Source organism: Belnapia sp. (genome assembly GCF_059504005.1).
Genome location: NZ_JCACHU010000101.1, coordinates 1 through 17,721, shown reverse-complemented (window position 1 = coordinate 17,721; position 17,721 = coordinate 1). Strand labels below are relative to the sequence as shown.

At 70.7% G+C, this 17,721-nt stretch carries 15 protein-coding genes and 2 pseudogenes; 6 read left to right on the top strand and 11 right to left on the bottom strand.

Features of this window, described 5'->3' with window-relative positions; translation table 11 throughout:
• Nucleotides 1-589 precede the first annotated feature (589 nt).
• On the top strand, nucleotides 590-1,051 hold the full coding sequence (locus tag AC5JJ1_RS14460; protein WP_495785805.1) for a VOC family protein: 462 nt from the start codon (nucleotides 590-592) through the stop codon (nucleotides 1,049-1,051).
• A gap of 88 nt (nucleotides 1,052-1,139) precedes the next feature.
• Here the strand turns inward: AC5JJ1_RS14460 and AC5JJ1_RS14455 are convergent, their stop codons facing one another.
• The 6 genes from AC5JJ1_RS14455 to AC5JJ1_RS14430 form a co-directional block, all read right to left on the bottom strand.
• On the bottom strand, nucleotides 1,140-2,087 hold the full coding sequence (locus AC5JJ1_RS14455) for an efflux RND transporter periplasmic adaptor subunit (protein WP_495785804.1): 948 nt from the start codon (nucleotides 2,085-2,087) through the stop codon (nucleotides 1,140-1,142).
• On the bottom strand, nucleotides 2,087-2,299 hold the full coding sequence (locus AC5JJ1_RS14450) for a DUF1656 domain-containing protein (RefSeq protein ID WP_495785803.1): 213 nt from the start codon (nucleotides 2,297-2,299) through the stop codon (nucleotides 2,087-2,089). The genes AC5JJ1_RS14455 and AC5JJ1_RS14450 overlap by 1 nt, the downstream gene beginning before the upstream one ends.
• Nucleotides 2,296-4,362 (bottom strand): FUSC family protein, encoded by a 2,067-nt coding sequence (locus AC5JJ1_RS14445; protein ID WP_495785802.1) that lies wholly within the window; start codon nucleotides 4,360-4,362, stop codon nucleotides 2,296-2,298. The genes AC5JJ1_RS14450 and AC5JJ1_RS14445 overlap by 4 nt, the downstream gene beginning before the upstream one ends.
• Before the next feature lie 134 nt (nucleotides 4,363-4,496).
• Nucleotides 4,497-4,772 carry a hypothetical protein gene (locus tag AC5JJ1_RS14440; RefSeq protein ID WP_495785801.1) on the bottom strand — a complete coding sequence of 92 codons (276 nt, stop codon included), beginning with the start codon at nucleotides 4,770-4,772 and terminating at the stop codon, nucleotides 4,497-4,499.
• Nucleotides 4,773-4,931: 159 nt separating this feature from the next.
• Nucleotides 4,932-5,243: a hypothetical protein gene (locus AC5JJ1_RS14435; protein ID WP_495785800.1), complete on the bottom strand. Its 312-nt coding sequence runs from the start codon at nucleotides 5,241-5,243 to the stop codon at nucleotides 4,932-4,934.
• Between the two features lie 42 nt (nucleotides 5,244-5,285).
• Nucleotides 5,286-5,714 (bottom strand): hypothetical protein, encoded by a 429-nt coding sequence (locus tag AC5JJ1_RS14430; RefSeq protein WP_495785799.1) that lies wholly within the window; start codon nucleotides 5,712-5,714, stop codon nucleotides 5,286-5,288.
• A gap of 242 nt (nucleotides 5,715-5,956) precedes the next feature.
• Here AC5JJ1_RS14430 and AC5JJ1_RS14425 point away from each other — a divergent pair, with 242 nt between their 5' ends.
• The 3 genes and pseudogenes from AC5JJ1_RS14425 to AC5JJ1_RS14415 all read left to right on the top strand — a co-directional run.
• Nucleotides 5,957-7,108 (top strand): efflux RND transporter periplasmic adaptor subunit, encoded by a 1,152-nt coding sequence (locus AC5JJ1_RS14425; protein WP_495785798.1) that lies wholly within the window; start codon nucleotides 5,957-5,959, stop codon nucleotides 7,106-7,108.
• Nucleotides 7,105-10,203, top strand: a complete 3,099-nt coding sequence (locus AC5JJ1_RS14420; RefSeq protein WP_495785797.1) for an efflux RND transporter permease subunit — start codon at nucleotides 7,105-7,107, stop codon at nucleotides 10,201-10,203. The genes AC5JJ1_RS14425 and AC5JJ1_RS14420 overlap by 4 nt, the downstream gene beginning before the upstream one ends.
• 152 nt (nucleotides 10,204-10,355) lie before the next feature.
• A pseudogene (locus AC5JJ1_RS14415) lies at nucleotides 10,356-11,112 on the top strand (IS3 family transposase); the annotation flags it as partial.
• A 352-nt stretch (nucleotides 11,113-11,464) separates the two neighbouring features.
• Here AC5JJ1_RS14415 and AC5JJ1_RS14410 read toward each other — a convergent pair.
• From AC5JJ1_RS14410 to AC5JJ1_RS14390, 5 genes and pseudogenes are all read right to left on the bottom strand, one after another.
• Entirely contained in the window at nucleotides 11,465-11,770 is a 306-nt protein-coding gene (locus AC5JJ1_RS14410) for a hypothetical protein (RefSeq protein WP_495785796.1), read from the bottom strand.
• Between the two features lie 17 nt (nucleotides 11,771-11,787).
• Nucleotides 11,788-13,386 (bottom strand): annotated as a pseudogene (locus tag AC5JJ1_RS14405) (outer membrane protein assembly factor BamB family protein).
• Between the two features lie 105 nt (nucleotides 13,387-13,491).
• Nucleotides 13,492-14,016: a PAS domain-containing protein gene (locus AC5JJ1_RS14400; RefSeq protein WP_495785795.1), complete on the bottom strand. Its 525-nt coding sequence runs from the start codon at nucleotides 14,014-14,016 to the stop codon at nucleotides 13,492-13,494.
• A gap of 21 nt (nucleotides 14,017-14,037) precedes the next feature.
• Complete coding sequence (locus AC5JJ1_RS14395; RefSeq protein ID WP_495785794.1) at nucleotides 14,038-14,592, bottom strand: hypothetical protein; 555 nt, start codon at nucleotides 14,590-14,592, stop codon at nucleotides 14,038-14,040.
• A complete protein-coding gene (locus tag AC5JJ1_RS14390) occupies nucleotides 14,589-15,164 on the bottom strand; it encodes a hypothetical protein (RefSeq protein WP_495785793.1) in 576 nt (191 codons plus the stop codon). The genes AC5JJ1_RS14395 and AC5JJ1_RS14390 overlap by 4 nt, the downstream gene beginning before the upstream one ends.
• 397 nt (nucleotides 15,165-15,561) lie before the next feature.
• Between AC5JJ1_RS14390 and AC5JJ1_RS14385 the strand changes: the two genes are divergently transcribed.
• Both AC5JJ1_RS14385 and AC5JJ1_RS14380 read left to right on the top strand, forming a co-directional pair.
• Nucleotides 15,562-16,089 carry a DUF421 domain-containing protein gene (locus AC5JJ1_RS14385; RefSeq protein WP_495785792.1) on the top strand — a complete coding sequence of 176 codons (528 nt, stop codon included), beginning with the start codon at nucleotides 15,562-15,564 and terminating at the stop codon, nucleotides 16,087-16,089.
• Nucleotides 16,090-16,242: 153 nt separating this feature from the next.
• Entirely contained in the window at nucleotides 16,243-17,559 is a 1,317-nt protein-coding gene (locus AC5JJ1_RS14380; protein ID WP_495785791.1) for a DUF2254 domain-containing protein, read from the top strand.
• The last annotated feature ends 162 nt before the right edge of the window (nucleotides 17,560-17,721 follow it).

Below are 17,721 nucleotides of genomic sequence, written 5' to 3'. Positions count from 1 at the left end.
TTCGCCGCCATTGCTGGTCGGGCCAGCCGGTCCGATGCCGCGATCCGCCAGCCACGCCTCCGGTGGCAGTGGCGCGGGGCGGCCTGTACGGGATTGCGACAGCGGCAACCTCCCTGCGGCGCCATGTCGCCCGGCGCGCTTCACCCGGATCGCGCCCCATAGGCTCGCCTTGCTCGCTGCCGGTTTGGTCGCGGTCCTCGGGACTGCCGATGCAACGGAACCCCGTGCCCGGGACGATGCCGGGCCGATCTGGAATTGGCGGGAGCATGAGGCGCCGCGCGACACCGTGCAGTCGCGGGAAGCCGAGGCCGGCACCGCGCCGTCGACGGCGCAGGCGCGGCGGGATGCGGAGGAGGTGGACCGGCTTTACCGCGACCTGACGAGGTGTTCTCCCGGCGCGCCACTTGAAGGTCCGTCCCCTCCGGCACGTCGTGAGCCGGGGCGTTGACGGCGCGTCGCAGCCTCCGGCACCGCCCGGGCCTCGCCGCACGGGGCGGCCGCCATCTGAGCGCCGCATGCAGGAAGGCTCGATCGACTTGAGGCATGAGCGCCTCGATCCGCGACGATCTTCGATCGAAGGACCGGTGCCATGAGCCCGAGCGAAGCCCGCCCCGAGATCCAGGGCGTGCATCACCTGAAGCTGCCGGTCTCGGATCTCGGCCGATCGCTGGACTTCTACGAGCGGTTGCTCGGCGCGCGGCGGCTGCCCGAGGCCGACCACCGCAAGGAGGCTGATGGGGCGCTGTACGCGTATATTCTCGAGGTGCCCGGCCTGGCGGCGCTGCTGGAGCTGCGCCTCGATCCGGAGCAGGCAGAGAGGCAGCGTTGCTTCGACCCGTTCACCCTGGCGGTCAAGGACCGGGCGATGCTCGAGCGCTGGAGCCGGTTTCTCGATGCTGCCGGCATCCCGCACGCCCCGATCCTCACCGCGATCCAGGCCTGGGTCATGGTGGTCGAGGATCCGGACGGCCATCGGCTGCGGCTCTACACGCTGGAGAGGCATGGGCGGGAGCTGAAGCCGGACGAGGACAATCCCTGGCTCCACCCGTAGCGCGAGCCAATTCCAATCAGACGATGGCCCCGCTCCGGAGCGAACCAGCTTCGCAGGCCGGCCTCGCCGCAGGCGCCATGCCCCATCGTCAAGGGGCACGCGGCTCGATCTGGACGCTGACGGTGCGCCCGGCGACGAGGCGGACGCCTTCCGGCACCTGCTCGATCCGGATCCGCACCGGGATCCGTTGCGCCAGCCGCACCCAGGCGAAGGTCGGGTTGACGCTGGCGAGGCCGCCCTGGCCCAGTTGCGCATTCGCCACCGCGATGCCGCGCGCAATGCCCTCGACGCGGCCGCGCAGCAGGGCGCGGCTGCCCATCGGCCGCGCCGTGGCCGGGTCGCCGATCGCAATCGCGTCGAGGCTGGTCTCCTCGAAATAGCCCTCGATCCAGAAGGAATCCGTGTCAACGAGCGAGATCGCCGCCTGGCCGGCGGTCGCATAATCGCCGACCTGGACGAGCAGGTTGGTCATCCGGCCGTTCACCGGGGAACGGATTGTCGTGCGTTCGAGATTCACCCGCGCCTGGGCGAGCACCGCCTCCGCCTGCCGCAAGGCCGCCTGCTTCGCGGCCGCCGTGCTGGCGAAGGTCTGGCGCTGCTCCGCCGAGACCTCGAGGTCGCTCAGCGCGGCGCGGCGCTGCGCCTCGCGCGTCGCGTTCTCCGCCTCGGCCCGCGCCAGGTCCACCGCGGCCTCCGCCTGCTGGACGGCGATGACGTAGTCGGTCTGATCGATGGCCAGGACGGGATCGCCCTTGCGCACGGGCTGGTCGTCGGCAGCGGGCAGCGCGACGATGCGGCCTCCGACCTGTGGCGTGACTGCGATGACATAGGCGCGGACCGTGCCGTCGCGCGTCCAGGGCGTCGCCATGTAGGCGTCCCAGGCTGCCCAGCCGAGCGCCGCGGCGGCCGCGACGATGCCCAAGGTCAGCACCGCCGCGCGCAGCCGCGGCCAGGCCATGGCCGGGCCAGCGATGGCGCCGGCGGATGCGACGGCATCGCCCTGGCTGCCGGACCGGGCTGCGCCGGAGCCCGGCATCAGGCGCCGGCCCCGGCGGCGAGCAGCACGAGGGCAGAGAGGAAAAGGACGTAGACCGCCATCACCACCAGCGCCGGATGCCAGACATGCCGCAACAGGTCATGGCGCTCCGCCCACCACCTGAAGACGGTGGCAAGAAGCCAGGCCGCCAGCATCAGCGGCGCGACCGGCGCGACATAGACGCCGAAGAGGTTGACCTCGGCGAACCTCATGGCCGTTCTGGCGCTCCAAAATAGGCGACATGGCGGTCGAGCGCCGCCGCGGCAACCAGGATCGCGGCCCGGGTGCGGAGCCTGTGCCGCTCCTCCAGCAAGCCGGGCGCCTGATCCTGCGGCGCATGCGCCGCGCCCGATTGCCCGGCCAGGATGCGGTCGAGTTCGGCCAGCCATCGCGCCGCGCCGGCCGCGTCGCCGGCCGCGAGAGCACCCAGCATGGCCTCGGCCGCGCCGGGGTCGGGTATGCGCCGCCCGGCGCCGCGCAGCGCGATGACGCAGTGGCCCACCGCGAGCGCCGCGGCGAGCCGGGCATATTGCACCGGCTCGGCGGTGTTCGGCATGGCGACGAGCCGAGCCTGGACACGAGCCTCCCAGGCAGCGTGGGAGGGCGCCAGGGCGCCGGCGGCGAGCCGGCGCAGGTCGCGTAGGGTGAGCGCCAGCAGGCGGCGCGCCCGGAGGCCGGGGGAGGGGTGCGGCACCAGATGGGTGCCGAGCATGGCGAGGCCCAGCCCGGCAAGCAGCGCGGCGGCGGTGTTGAAGAAGGCGGCAGGATCATAGGTCATCGGGTTCGCCGGCCCGAGCAGCGGCACGAAATTGCCGGTGACGCCGAGGAAGACCCTTGGCATCCATCCCTGGATGGAGAGCGCCCCGGCGGGGATGAGGACAAGCGCGAGCGCCCCGCAGAGGCCCTCCGGTCCCGAAAGCTGCGGCAGCAGCAGGAAGGCGATCACCCCGGCCAGCACCGCCGCGGCGGCGGTTCCCAGGGCGAAGTGCCGCGCGAAGCCGATGGCGAGGTCCCCGGCGGGTGCGAAGATCAGGACCGCGACGGCGGCGAATGCGATGCAGATCGCCCCGTTCGGCCAGCCCGTGGCCAGCCACAGCAGCTCGGCCAAGCCGATGGTGGCGAAGGCGCGCAGCGCGGCGACCGCGGCCGGCAGCAGGTCGGGGAGGGGCTCGCGCGGGGCCCGCCTCGCACGCCCCCGCCCGGCCGCGCCGTCCGCTCCGGTGATGAAGAGCGCGCCACCGAGCGCCCGGCGGAGGCCGAGCAGGCCGAGCGCGGCCTGGTCCGCCACCAGCCGGAGCGACGGCGTCTGCGCCGGCAGGGCGAGCAGGCGCCGCGCCGCATCGGCGCAGGCGGCCCTGGCGCGCTGCAGCTCCGGCGGCGTGGCGCTGCCCCCCAGGCGGATGACGGCGCCCAGATCGGATGGCAGGAGGCGCAGCAGCCCCGCGGCCTCCGCCGCGCCGGCGGGCACGCGCCCGAGCTCCGCGGCGAGGCTTCGCCAGGCCGACAGCGCCTGGAAGAGTCCCCCGGCCGCCCTGCGCAGGATAGCGGCATCGAAGCGGAGCCCCGAGATCTCGCCGCGCGCCTCGTCGAGCACGGGGCCGACGCCCACCAGGCGGCGCAGCAGCTCCCGCCGCGCCGCGCGCGTCTCCGCCGGCTCGGGCCCCTCGATGGCGAGTGCTCGCTGCGCGCCGCGTCCGATCTCCGCTGCCAGGCCGGCCAGCGTATCGGCGAGCCTGCGGCGGGACTGCGCCGCCCCGGTCGCGCCAAGGACGAGCGCTGTGGCGGCGACGCCGATGCCGATCTCGCTTGCCCGGGCCGTCGCCAGATTGAAGGCGCCATGCCCGACGCCGCCCACCGCGCCGAGCAGGTCCGCCGCGATCACCGCGGTGGTGAGGCCGGCCAGGGCAGCGCCGTAGGAGGCGAAGTTAGGCAGGACCACCGAAGCGAAGCCGCAGGCGGCGCCCCAGAGGGCCAGGCCGAGGAGAAAGCCCTCTCGGCTGTCGGCGAAGGCGGCTGCGAGCGCGAGGGCCATCCAGGCTCCGGCCAGCGTGCCGAGGATGCGGAACCACCCCTTGCGCAGCGCCGCACCAACCGCCGGCTGGCAGACGGCGGCGGCCGTCGTGCCGGCCCAGGACGGCTCCTCCATCTGCAGCCAAAACGCAGCAAGCAATGCGAGGCAGACCGCGGCCCAAAGGCGCAGCCCGTAACCGGCCAGGGCCGCCACATGGCCGATCCGGTGCGGGAGCGGCACCGCGCCCGCCGCAAGCGGAGCCATCACGGCCTCAGCCCCCGCGCCGCCGGTCGGGCCCGGAGGCTTCACCGGCAACGCGTGCTTGAGGCATGGCTCTCACTCCTGGGCGGGCCCGAGGGAATGGCGCCCTCGGGGCCTCTTCGCCCGCGCCTCATGGATCAGCGGAAGGGCATCGGGGGTTGCGGCACCGGCTGACCGCGCTTCGCGTCCTGCTCGCTGATGCGGTTCAGGTTGCGCGTGGTGTCAGGGCCCGGCGTCGGTGAATCCTGGCCCTGGCGTGCGCGCTGGAGGCTCTCGGCATTCAGCTGCTCTGTCGTGGAGGCTTCGTGCTGCCCGCGGTGGTTGGCGCCCCGTGCCGAGGTGGAATTCGCCGGGCCGGAGGCCAGCGCGACGGCCAGGCCACCCAGCGCCGCGAGCACGATGGAATGACGCATGATACTCTCCCTCCCATCGCAGCCACGGGAGAACCGGGCCGCGCAACCATCATCGCCTGGGCCATGGCCCCAGGCTTCCGGCGCCGCACGCCAGTTTTCTCAGCGGCCTGCTTGTCCCCTACGGCCATGGCAATGCCCAGGACCTTCAGGGGCAGGACATCAGGGCGCGGCCAGGCTCGCACAGGCCAGCCACCAGCGCGTATGCACGGCCGAGTCCAGGACATCGCCCAGCACTCCCTGGTCCACCGGGGCGAGGTCCACGACGCAGATATCCTTGCTGGTAGTGTCGTCGCGGCGAAGCACGAATGTCCTGCATCCCTCCGGCGGCGCGGCGGAGCTCTTCTGCAGGAGCTGGGAAGCGAGTTCCAGGCTGGGGCAGGCAATAGTGCGGGTCGATTGCCCGAGAGCCGGGCCGGGCAGGGCGGCCGCCGTACCGAGGGCGAAGGCCCAGGCAGATCCGGGCAGTCTCATGGCCTTGGCATCTCCTGCAAGATGGCTCCCGGCCCGGCGGCGTCACCAACCCAGGCCCGGTCCGAAGAAGGGCCCGTCCCATGGGCCCCAGGCGTTCCAGTCCCATGCCGCGTCGGAGTAGAGCTCCGCCGTGGCCTCGCGCTGGTCGGCGATCCTTGCTCGCAGCGCATCGCGCTGGAACCGGTCATAGGCCTGCTGCGAGCCGACATAGAGGCAGTTGCAGCCGGAGGGATCCGCATAGGCATAGGTCACCACGTCGCCGCGCGTCCGCTGCACGAGCCTGTTCGGCGGCAGCCGGGCCAGCATCGCCTGGCGCTGCGGCGTGTTCGCCGGCCGGACCACGAAGCCGGCCGCCGCGAGCCTCGCCTCCTCGGTCTCGGCCCGCTGCCGGGGCGACTCGCAGCCGGTGGCGGCCAGCGCCCCGAGGAGAAGGAGATGGACCGCCCGAAGCCGCCCGGTTCCGCCCGCCATGCGCATCGCAGCCTCCGAAGCCTGGATATCCCGCCCCTGTATGGCAGCCGGGCCGGTGCGCGCGTCTTTTCCCGATGTCGCGCCCTTTGCCCGATCGAACGGAGGCCGCGGCATCGGCCACGGACGCCTCGATGCGCCTGGCCCGAGCACCGAGCGAAACCGCAAAGCGCAGGCCTCCCAGGAAGGCGCAGCGCGCCGGACCTGCCCAGACTGCCGGCCAGGCGCTGCGGGTAGGGGGTGCGATGGTTGCGGACGGCTCCGAGCACCGATGGGCGCGCCGTGGTGCGCTCCCCGCGGCGGCCGCGCTCCTGCTGGCCGGTGACGTACTGTCCGCCGCCGCGCAGCCTGCGCCGGTGCCGGTGCGGACGGCCGAAGTACGGACCACCGACGTGTCGGTCGCGATGGACGGCATCGGCACCGTGCAGGCCTATAACGAGGTCACCATCCGGGCGCAGGTGGATGGCATCCTCCAGCGGATCGCCTTCGCCGAAGGCCAGGCGGTGAAGGCCGGTCAGGTGCTCGCGCAGATCGACCCGCGCCCCTACCAGGCCACGCTCGACCAGGCGCAGGCGAAGAAGGCCGAGGACGAGGCGCATCTGCAGAACGCCAAGCTGAACCTGCAGCGCTACGAGGGCGTGGGCGACTTCGCCTCCCGCCAGCAGGTGGCGACGCAGCAGGCCGCGGTCGCGCAGCTCGAGGCGCAGATCAGGGCGGACCAGGGCGCGATCGACTACGCCGCGACGCAGCTCGGCTACGCCACCATCACATCGCCCATGGACGGCATCACCGGCATCCGCCTGATCGATCAGGGCAACCTGCTGCGCGCGGCCGATGCGACCGGCATCGTCGTCGTCACCCAGGTGCAGCCGATCTCGCTGGTCTTCGCCCTGCCGGCCGAGGCGCTGGGTAAGATCCGCGCCGCTATGCAGGCCGGGCCGCTCACCGTGACGGCAGTCGAACGCCAGGGCTCGCGCCCCCTCGGCGAGGGGAGCCTCACGCTGATCGACAACCGCATCGACCCGGCGACCGGCCAGCTGCGGCTCAAGGCGACCCTGCCGAACACGGATGGCGCGCTCTGGCCCGGGCAGTTCGTCGATGTCTCGCTGCGGCTGCGGACCGAGCGGGGCGTGCCCGCCGTGCCCTCCGCCGCCATCCAGCGCGGCCCCGAGGGCAGCTGGCTCTACGTGGTCGGCGCGGACCAGACGGTTGCCGTGCAAAGGGTCACGGTGCGGCGGTTCAGCGGCGGCCTTGCCGTGCTCGATGGCGGGCCCGCGCCGGGCACCAGGGTCGTCGTCTCCGGCCAGTTCCGCCTGACGCCGGGCGCGAGGATCGAGGAGGCGCCGGCTGATCCGTCCACCGCGGTGCAGGCGGGCGGCCAGGCGGCGCGGCCGTGAACCTGTCGGCGCCCTTCGTCGCGCGGCCGGTCGCGACCATCCTGCTCATGGCGGCGCTGCTGCTGATGGGCGCTGCGGCCTACCCGCTGCTGCCGGTGGCGCCGCTGCCAGAGGTGGATTTCCCGACCATCCAGGTCACGACCCAGCTCCCCGGCGCCAGCCCGGAGACGGTCGCCAGCTCGGTCACCGCCCCGCTCGAGCGCCAGTTCGGGCAGATTCCGGGCGTGACGCAGATGACCTCCACGAGCATCCTGGGCTCGAGCGCGGTGACGGTGCAGTTCGACCTTTCGCGCGACATCGACGGCGCCGCGCTCGACATCCAGGCGGCGATCAACCAGGCCGCCGGCCAGCTTCCCTCCGACCTTCCCTCGCCGCCGCAGTTCCGCAAGGTGAACCCGGCCGACGCACCGCTCCTCGTGCTCGCGGTCCAGTCGGAGCTGCTGCCGCTGACGCAGGTCGACGAGTATGCCGAGACCATCCTCGCCCAGCATATCGGCCAGCTCCAGGGCGTCGCCCAGGTCGGCATCGGCGGGCAGCAGAAGCGCGCGGTGCGCATCCAGCTGGACACGGCGAAGCTCGCCTCGCTCGGGATCTCGCTCGAGGATGTGCGGACCGCGATCGCGGGCCTGACCACCGACGCGCCGCAGGGCTCGATCGAACGGCAGGGACGCGCCTTCGTCATCTACGACAACAGCCAGCTCCTCGCCGCGGCAGGGTGGGAGAACGCGATCATCGCCTACCGCGACGGCGCGCCGGTGCGGGTGCGCGATCTCGGCCGGGCAGTGGACGCGGCCGAGAATGCCCGCCTCGCCGCCTATGCCTTCGGCAGGCCGGCGATCCTGCTCACCATCACCCGCGTGCCGGGGGCGAACGCCATCCGGACGGTGGAGCGGGTGATGGCGGCGCTGCCCGCGCTGCGCGCCGCCATCCCGCCGACGGTCGAGGTGCGGGTGCTGAGCGACCGGACCCAGACCATCCGCGCCGCCGTCGCCGATGTGCGGTTCACCCTGGCGCTCACGGTCGGACTGGTGGTCGGGGTGATCTTCGTCTTCCTCCGCAACCTCCGCGCCACCGCCATCCCGGCGGCGAGCGTGCCCCTCGCCCTCGTCGCCACCCTCGCCGTCATGTACGTCCTCGGCTACAGCCTCGACAACCTGTCGCTGATGGCGCTCTCGATCGCGGTCGGCTTCGTGGTGGACGACGCCATCGTGGTGCTCGAGAATATCGAGCGGCATGCGGCGGCCGGCCTCGAACCGCGCGCGGCGGCGCTGCGCGGCGCGGGCGAGGTCGGCTTCACCATCGTCTCCATCAGCATCTCGTTGGTTGCGGTCTTCATCCCGCTCTTCCTCATGCCGGGGCTGGTCGGGCGGCTGTTCCGCGAGTTCGCGGTGACCGTCTCCGCAACCATCCTGGTCTCGGTTCTCGTCTCGCTCACCCTCGCCCCCATGATGGCGTCGCGGATCCTGCGGCCGGAGCGCGCCGAGGCGCATGGGCGCCTCTACCGCGCCTCGGAACGCGGCTTCGAGGCACTGCAGGAGGGTTACCGGCGGACGCTCGACATCACCCTGCGCTACCACCGGCTGACCCTGCTCGCCTTCCTGGCCACCCTGGTCGCCACGGGCCTTGTCTTCGTCCAGATACCGAAAGGCTTCTTCCCGCAGCAGGACACCGGGCTGGTACTCGGCACGATCCAGGCCTCGCCGGACACCTCCTTCGACGGGATGCGGGCGGTCTCCCTCACGCTGGCCGGAATCGCGGCGCAGGATCCGGACGTGGCGACGGTCGGCATGTCGCTCGGCGCGGCGGCGGGCCTGACCGAGAACCAGGGGCGGATCTTCCTCTCGCTCAAGCCCCGGGACGAGCGCGAGGCCTCGGCCTTCGAGATCATCGACCGGCTCCGACCGAAGCTCGCGCAGGTGCCCGGCGCGATGCTCTACCTGCAGGCGGTGCAGGACATAAATGTCGGCGGGCGGCTAACCAGCACCCAGTACCAGTTCACCCTGCAAGACGCGGATGCAGCGGAACTGGCGCAGTGGGCGCCGCGCGTGGAGGCCGCCATGCGCGCCTTGCCGCAGCTCCGCGACATTGCCACCGACCAGCAGTCGGGTGGGACCACGCTTACGGTCGAGATCGACCGCGACGCCGCAGGCCGCTACGGCATCACGCCGCAGCAGATCAACGCAACGCTCTACGACGCCTTCGGCCAGCGCCAGGTGGCGCAGTACTTCACCGAGGTCAACGCCTACCATGTAGTGCTTGAGATGCTGCCGGAGATGCAGCGCGACCCTGCGGTCCTGCAGCAGCTCTTCGTCCGCTCGCCGCTCTCCGGGCAGCAAGTGCCGATGTCCTCCTTCGCGCGGTGGACCACGGCGCCGACCAAGCCGCTCGCGGTGAATCACCAGGCGATGTACCCCTCGGTCACCATCAGCTTCAACCTCGCGCCCGGCGTGCCGCTCAGCGGGGCGGTGGAGGCGGTCCAGGGCGCAATGCGCGGGATCGGTGCGCCGGGCTCGCTGATCGGTGGCTTCCAGGGCAATGCCCAGGCATTCCAGGCCTCGCTCTCCAGCGTGCCGCTGCTGATCCTGGCGGCGCTGGCGGTGGTCTATATCGTGCTCGGTATCCTCTATGAGAGCTTCATCCACCCGTTGACGATCCTCTCGACGCTGCCCTCGGCCGGCTTTGGGGCGCTGCTGGCGCTCTGGGCCGGCGGCTACGGCTTCGACATCATCGGCATGATCGGTGTGATCCTGCTAATCGGCATCGTGAAGAAGAACGGCATCATGATGGTGGACTTCGCAGTCGCCGCCGAGCGCGGCGAGGGCAAGCCGCCCGAGCAGGCGATCCGCGAGGCCTGCCTGCTGCGCTTCCGGCCGATCCTGATGACGACGGCTGCCGCGCTTCTCGGAGGCGTCCCGCTGCTGCTCGAGGGCGGGACGGGGTCGGAGGTGCGGCAGCCGCTCGGCGCGGCCATCGTCGGCGGGCTGGTTTTTAGCCAGCTCTTCACCCTCTACACCACTCCGGCGATCTACCTCGCGCTGTCGCGTCTGCGCTCGATAGGCCATGCGCGCGGCATGACCCCGCAGCCGGCCGAATAAATTCGGCTATATATTAACCCTGGATCTCGCGTCTGCGGCGAGATGGCAGGGCGGCTCACAGGTGACCAGATTCTGCCTGGACAGTGAGGTGTTCCCCGGATTTCGGACAGGTGGTTAAATTTGTCTGGTCGCAGAGCATTGCTGGAACCCGGATGACGGGCAAGCGCACGCGGTACACGGTGGATTTCGAGGCAAAGGTGGCGCTGGAGGCGCTGCGGGGTGAGCTGCCGACGGCGCAGCTAGCGGTCAAACATGGCAGTCACCAGACGATAGTGGGTGAATGGACGCGGCAAGCCATGGAGGGGCTTACGGCGGTGTTCTCCCGGCAAGTCGGCGGCGCAAGAGAGCGCCAAGGCGTCGGAGGCGGATGTCGAGAAGCTGCACGCCAAGATCGGCCAGCACTGGTGGAACGGGATTTTTTGGCGAAAGTGTCCGGTCGATGAGCCTGGAGCGGCGGCGCCAGATGATCGAGCCGGAGCACCTGCAGCTGTCGGTGGTGCGGCAGTGTGAGCTGGTCTCGATTAGCCGGTCGGGTTCCACCACCGGCTTACCGGCGAGACGGCGCTGAACCTCGAGTTGACGCAGATGATCGACGGGCAGTTTCTGGAGACGCCCTGGTATGGCTCGCGGCAAATGGCGCGGCACCTGCGGCGCTAGGGCTAGGTGGTCGGCCGCAAGCGCATCCTGCTGCTGATGACGGAAATGAGACTAGCGCCAATCTATCATCGTCCACGAACGATGGTGCCGAACCCCGAGCAACGGGTCTTTTCCTACCTGCCAATGCTGTGCGGCTTTCTGCACCTGGTTGCGGTGATGAACTGGGCAACGCGCAAGTTGCTGGCCTGGCGAGTGTCGAACACCATGGAGGTGGAGTTCTGCTTTGAGGTGCTGGAGGAGGCCATGGCGCGGTGCTTCGACCAGGTGCATCGCCAGGGCGACCGGGTCGCAACCAGGCTGCAGCGGGCGCAACTCGCGGCGCAGCCGCCCTGGGACGAGTAATGCCGAAGCCAGGCCCGGCGTCGAGGCCGGGCGCTGGCGGGATGCTGCGAAGCCGGAGGCGCGGTCCCGGCGCAAGTGGTGGGAGGCTGCAAGCCTCGCGCTGGGCAACGCCTCCGCTGGCAGACAGCTCACCCGCCCGTTGGACGCATGCCGACCGCGGCGGCACTCATGGCCCCGCGGCGGTCCTTGGGGAGCCGCCATCGAAGGGAGCCCGCCCTCGCCGTTTGCTGTACCGGATGAGGCCGTTTGGCCAGCGCCGGTTTCAGCTTTTCGGCAAGGCGTAGGCGATCACGGAGGCGCCTGCCGCGGTGCCAAGCGAGTCGTGACCTCCGGCGACCACCACGACATACTGTCGGCCATCCGCTCCCGTGTAGGTCATGGGCTTGGCTTGGCCACCCGCCGGCGACCGGCCTTCCCAGAGCTGGCAGCCCGTAGCAAGCGCATAGGCACGCAGGTAGTAGTCCAGCGTGCCGGAAAGGAAGGCGATGCCCCCCGCCGTCACTACCGGCCCATAGAGATCAAGGACCCCCATCCGGAAAGGCAGCGGCACGGGCGAAAGGTCGCGCACGGTGCCGTTGGAGTCATCTAGGCGATCCGGCCCGTGGTCAGGCTCGCCTCGGCGACCAAGCTCCAGGGCGGCGCTTGGCAAGGAATGCCGAGCGGCGAGGTGAATACAAAGAGCTTGACGGCATAGGGCACGCCGAAATTTTCGTTTAGGGCTGGCAAACTGCCCTTTGGCGGCTCCCCTCCTTGGACGTAGAGGACTTCGTTATCGGCCCGAGGCACAAGTTGCGAGACGAAGGCGAGGTAGGCCGGCGTGGCAAAGACGGCCTGCCGCACAGGGTTCAGCGCGACGCTGCCCCAGTTGAACACGCCAAAATCGCCCGGGTAGATCAGCGACCCTTGTAGCGAGGGCGGCGTGAATCGACCGTCGTAACGCAGCCAGTGGAACATGATCCGGCAGGCCAGCTGGTCGAGGATGGTGGCGTCCCACATGTCGGCGCCTGTCAGGGGGCTAGGCGGAGCAAGGGAGAGGGCCGAGACCGGCCGCATCGGCGCGGCGTGGTCGCCGGACGCGGCGCCCTGTGGCGCTGGCACCTCCTGCACCGGGAGAATCGGACGGCCGTCGCGGCGGCCCAGCACAAAGACCTCGCCCTGCTTGGTGGGCTGCACCAGCGCCGGGACCCGCTCGCCTTCGATGGTCAGGTCGAGAAGGCTCGGCTGCGCCGGCACGTTGTAGTCCCAGAGGTCGTGATGAGCCGTCTAGAAGCGCCACCGCACCTCTCCGGTGCCGAGGTGGAGCGCGACGACGGAGGAGGAAAAGCGCTCCACGCTCGGGCTGCGGTTGCCGCCCCACTGGTCCGGCGGCTGGTTGCCGCCGACCACGACGAGTCCGTCCGCCACCACGGGCGGCGAGGTGGAATAATAGGCGCCCGGCGGGACATTGGGCATGCTCACCCAAAGGTTCACCTGCCCCGTGCCGGCCCCAAAATTGCGGCAGACCGCGCCGCTTCCAGGATCGACCGCAACCAGGCGCCCGTCCGCGGTCAGTAGGAAGAGCCGCGCGGCGCAGTCTGCGGTTGCCGCTGTCTCGGCCGCCACGGGCAGGTTCGGCACCGCGGCCTGCGCGGCTTGAAGACGCGCCGCATCCGGAGCCGAGCCCACGCCGGCCCGTAGATCCGCCGCATAGGCGAGGCCGCGGGAGGTCATGTGCTGCAGTGCGAGATCGTCGCGCAGGTGGGTGTCGTGGCGCCACAGCACCGCGCCGGTGGTCGCGTCCACCGCGTCCACGTCCTGATGCGGCGTGCAGAGGAACACGCGGTTGCCGATCCTGAGCGGCGTGACCTCGAAGGTCGTCTCGACCGGGTCCCCTGAACGGCCGCGCGTGTCGCCGGTGTGATAGTGCCAAGCGACTTGCAGCCGATCCACATTGCCTGGCGTGATCTGGCTAAGCGGCGAGTAGCGCCGCCCGGACTGGGTCCGCCCGTAAGCGGGCCATTCGCCCGGCGCCACCTCGCCCGAGGCGGCGAGCGGGGGCGTGTCCGGCGCGGCTGCAAGGCTGCCGCCCTGGCTATGGAGATCGGCAAGCCATGAGGCGGCCGTGACCAGGAGGCCGAGGCCGGGCGTGGCCGAGAGCGGAAGGTCGCCGCGCCAGCCGAAGGCGCGGGCGCCGAACGGGCACATGACCGAGGGCGTCAGGAGAAAAAGCCCAACCAGAAAGGAGCCTCGCCCTATCCGACGGCCCCAACAGCATGCGTCCCGCGGCCTCCACAAAATTGGTCGCGGCCGTCAACGGCTGGTCGAGCTCGTGCGCGATGGCGGAGCCCATCGCCCCGAGCGCGTTGGCGCGGGCCACTCGGAACAGGTCCACCTGGATCTCGCGCAGCCTGGCCTCGGCCTGCCGCCGTACGGTGATGTCGCGGACACGCCGACGATGCCGAGCGTGACGCCGGCTGCATCCCGCCAGGGCGCCTTGGTCATCAGCATGATGCGGGATCCGCCCTCCGGCAGCACGACCGCATTCTCGAAGACGCGCACCTCACCCAAGGCGATGACGGTCTGATCGCCGGCCTCGGCCACCTCGGCCAACCCGGGTGGCATCAAATCGGCAGCGCAGCGGCCGACCGCCTGTTGCGCGGAGACGCCGAGGAGGGCCGCCGCCGGAGCGTTGAGCAGCACATGCCGGCCCTCGCAGTCCTTGGCGAAGTTGGGGTCCGCGCTGCCCTCGAGCACCGACGAGAGCAGGTCGTGGTTGCTGCGCAACGCTGTCTCTGCCTGTCGCAGCGCGGTGATGTCGTTGCAGGCCTCCACCACGGCGAGCGCCGTGCCGTCGGCTCAGCGCCGCAGCGCCCAATGACTGGCGACCACCACCGCACCGCCATCCGCCCGCCTGTGGCACAGCTCGCCGCGCCACTCGCCCGATGCAAGGAGTTCTGCCTCGGTCTCCGCCATAGGGCAGGGGAACTCCGTCGCCAGCAGGACATGCGACACCTGACCCGGCGCCTCGGGGCGGCTCCGGCCGAGCAGGCGTTCCATCCCGGCGGTCCAGAGCCTGATCCTGCCACTTGGCTCCCGCACAAGTATCTGGGCCAGATCGAACATCGCCAGCAAGGCCTCCCGCTCCGATGTCCGACGACGGCGGTCGGCCTCGGCGGCAGCCAGGACATGGGCGACCGCGTTGACCTCGCGCACCGGCGTGGCGAGGAGCTGGCCTGCCCCGCCCGATACGGCGAACTGGGCAAGAGCCTGGATCGGCCGCGCAATGTGCCGCGCGAAGCCGAGCGCCAGCGCGACGGCCAGGGCGGCCAGCAACGTGCCGGACACGGTGATGATCCAGAGCGAGCGCTCCAGCGGCACGGAGAAAGCGGCCTCAGGCAGGGAAACGATCACGGCCCAGCCTGCGACGGCCGAGCGGTTGAAGGCCGCAACCACCGGAGCCCCGTCATCCGCGGTGGTGCGGACCAGCCTTCGTCGCGGTCTTCCATGCCCTGCAAGGTCGCGGCCGGCAGGCGCAGGCCCAGATAGCGCATTGTCTTGGCGTTGCGAGCGACGACGAGGCCCTGGCGGTCGGCGATGCTGGCGGTCATGGCGGCCAGCACCTCCTCCCGCTGCAGCAGTTCGCCGAGGATGGCCGCCGGAACCACAAGGCGAAGCAGGTAGATGACCGAGCGTTCCACTCCCCGCACCGGCGCGATGACCGCGAAGGACGGCTGGCCGTTGGCGTCCTTGGCGGGGATCAGGTCGGACACCTGGGGCCGTTCGGTTGCGCTGGTCCGCCGCTCGGCCTCCGCCGAGGGAGTGCCGGAGGGAGCGTAAGCGGTTGCGCCGGCGCCGGATGTTCCGTCGACCTCAGAGAGGATGATCTCCGCGCCGGGTGGCCGCGGCACGTCGCGAACCCGCAGGCGAAAGGCGGCGACGTTTCCGTTGCGCAGATAGTCGGAAGTCGCCAGGACGTCGAGCATCGCCTGGTACGCAGTGAGGCGACGATCAAGAGTAACGGCGATCCGCCCTGTCGCCTCACGGGCGAAGGCCTCGTGCTGCGCCCGCTAGACCTCCGCCATGCGGAAGAGGAGGTAGGCCCCGAGCGCGAGCGCCGGAGCCGGCAAGGCGGCGCAGAGCAGGCCCAGGTTCCAAGCCAAGGGGCGGCCTGGCGGCATGGAGTGGGACCTGGCCCGCCCTCTTCTGGTTGGACCCGCCGGGGCCGGCGTTCCCGGAGAACGTTGCCGCCGGAGCATGAGCTGCCTCGAAAAATGGCGATAGCCGCTCGCGGAAGGAGGAGCCCTCGCATCTCCGGTGGGCGTCGCGCATTGGGTAGGTATGCCCGCGCAATGGGCTCGCTGCCCGGCAAAGGACAGCACTATGTTCTTCGATTCCTGGACTTCCCTCGTGCGTGTCGTCGTCGTCGGCACGCTGGCCTATGTTGCACTGGTCGCCCTGCTGCGTGCCTCGGGCAAGCGCACGCTTGCCAAGCTCAACGCGTTCGATCTGATTGTGACAGTCGCGCTCGGGTCCACGCTGGCGACCGTGCTGCTGAACCAATCGGTTGCCCTGGCCGAAGGGCTGGTTGCCTTTATGCTCCTGGCCGGACTGCAGTATGTGGTGGCCTTTCTTTCGGTGCGCTCCGCCCGGTTCGATGCCCTGGTCAAGTCGGAGCCCACCCTGCTCCTGCATCGCGGCCGTTTCCTCGATCGCTCCATGCGGAGTCAGCGTGTGACACGGGAGGAGGTGGTCTCCGTCCTCCGGTCGTCCGGCCTCGCAAGTCCGGAGGACGCTGCTGCGGTGGTGCTCGAAACCGATGGCAGCCTCAGCGTTATCCCGGCATCCGCGGCCGGCAGCGGCGAGATCGACGTCCTGCAGGGTACCAATCGTTCCGGCCTGCAGGCGTGACGGGCGGGCCGCGGCGAACTTCGGCCGACCGATGCCGTTCCGGTTCATGCAGCATGCGGAAATGAGGGCGATGACCATTGAGGCTGCGCTCGCGCAGCGCTGTCATCCGGTGAAGACAATGCCGGTGGGCCGAACGGCGCAGGCATTGGCCCAGTGACGGCCGCGCGGTTGCGCCAGTGGTGGGCCGACCTTCTCGCCGCCTTCTGGGTGAGGCCCACCGCGATGACGGCCCTCGCCATCATGGCGTCCGAGGGACTGGTACGCACGGAGGGCGCCATGAGCCTACCGTCCTGGATCGAGGCCTGGGTCTATGCCGGCGGCGCCGCCGGCGCGAGGGATGTCCTCGGCGCAGTGGCCTCTGCGACGATCGGCGTGGCTGGCACGACCTTCTCGATCACCGTCGCGGCCCTCAGCCTGGCCTCGAACCAGATGGGGCCCCGTCTGCTGCGCAACTTCACCCGCGACCCTGGCAACCAGTATGCCCTCGGCGCCTTGTTGGCCACCTTCGCCTATGCCCTGGTCGCGCTCCGCTCTGTGCACGAGGCCGAGGAAGGTGCGTTCGTACCGCAGCTCGCGGTCTCCGTCGCGCTGCTGCTTGCCTTTGCCTGCGTCGGTGTCCTGATTTGGTTCCTGCATCATGTCGCGCTGTCGATCAACGTCGATCGCGTGATCGCACTGGTCCATGGCGACCTGTCCGAGGCCCTGGCTCGGCTGCCCGGCATGGATGGCGCGGCATTGCCGGGCGGCGAGGATCGGGTCGTGCCGGAGGGGCCGAGGGCTTCCCTGCTGACACCCGGTGGAGGGTACCTGCGAGTACTCGACGACGCTGCCATCGCTGAGTGGGCGAAGCAGCGCAACGCCTGCGTGATGTTGCGCGTGCGCCCCGGCGACTTTGTCTTTCCCGGCAGCATCATTGGCGAAGTCGTGCCCGCGGCGGCACGAGAGGAAGCGCAGGGGGCACTCGCCCGCGCTCTCACGCTCAGGGACTCCCGAAGCGTGGAACAGGACCTGGAGTTCGTGGTGCGCCAGTTGGTCGAGATCGGGTTGCGCGCCCTGTCGCCTGGCGTTAACGATCCCTTCACGGCGATTGCCGTCCTGGACCGGCTAGGTGCGGCGCTGTGCGAGCTTGCATCGCGCAGCCTGCCTTCCGGCACAACGGTGATCGATGGAAGGCTCCGCCTGTCGCGCGGCGCAACCGACTATGCGGGGTTGGTCGATGCGATGTTCCACATGCTCCGGCAGGCCGGGGCGGGGACGCCTTCGGTGATGATCCGCTTGCTGGAAATCCTGGCCGAGGCCGGCGCCGTGGAGCGCGCCATGGATCGGCGCCGCTGCCTGCGTCGGCACGCGGATCTGGCCCGCGACGCCGCGCTGCCGGGAACGCGCGACGCCACGGCGCTCGACGCCATCGGGCAACGGCACGGTTCTGTCCTTCGAGCAATGGAACGGCCCGCCGAGCCCTGGTCCTGAATGGCCTTTCCCTCCCAGCGCCTGCCGCGCCGCCGCTTCGGCCTTCTGCGCAGGCTCACTGCATGGGAAGCCTTCGCGCGCATCCCGCCTGTGCAGGCGCCTTATGTTAAAGCGCAGTTCGACTTGGGTGTGGGAAACGCGCAAATCTGACGTGGGCTGACT

Bases quoted from the DNA above. Each gene is read 5' to 3' on its own strand.
- AC5JJ1_RS14445 (WP_495785802.1), bottom strand. From the start codon at position 4,362: ATGGCTCCGCTTGCGGCGGGCGCGGTGCCGCTCCCGCACCGGATCGGC.
- AC5JJ1_RS14435 (WP_495785800.1), bottom strand. From the start codon at position 5,243: ATGAGACTGCCCGGATCTGCCTGGGCCTTCGCCCTCGGTACGGCGGCC.
- AC5JJ1_RS14455 (WP_495785804.1), bottom strand. From the start codon at position 2,087: ATGCCGGGCTCCGGCGCAGCCCGGTCCGGCAGCCAGGGCGATGCCGTC.
- AC5JJ1_RS14425 (WP_495785798.1), top strand. From the start codon at position 5,957: ATGGTTGCGGACGGCTCCGAGCACCGATGGGCGCGCCGTGGTGCGCTC.
- AC5JJ1_RS14430 (WP_495785799.1), bottom strand. From the start codon at position 5,714: ATGGCGGGCGGAACCGGGCGGCTTCGGGCGGTCCATCTCCTTCTCCTC.
- AC5JJ1_RS14440 (WP_495785801.1), bottom strand. From the start codon at position 4,772: ATGCGTCATTCCATCGTGCTCGCGGCGCTGGGTGGCCTGGCCGTCGCG.
- AC5JJ1_RS14450 (WP_495785803.1), bottom strand. From the start codon at position 2,299: ATGAGGTTCGCCGAGGTCAACCTCTTCGGCGTCTATGTCGCGCCGGTC.
- AC5JJ1_RS14385 (WP_495785792.1), top strand. From the start codon at position 15,562: ATGTTCTTCGATTCCTGGACTTCCCTCGTGCGTGTCGTCGTCGTCGGC.
- AC5JJ1_RS14460 (WP_495785805.1), top strand. From the start codon at position 590: ATGAGCCCGAGCGAAGCCCGCCCCGAGATCCAGGGCGTGCATCACCTG.
- AC5JJ1_RS14390 (WP_495785793.1), bottom strand. From the start codon at position 15,164: ATGCTCGACGTCCTGGCGACTTCCGACTATCTGCGCAACGGAAACGTC.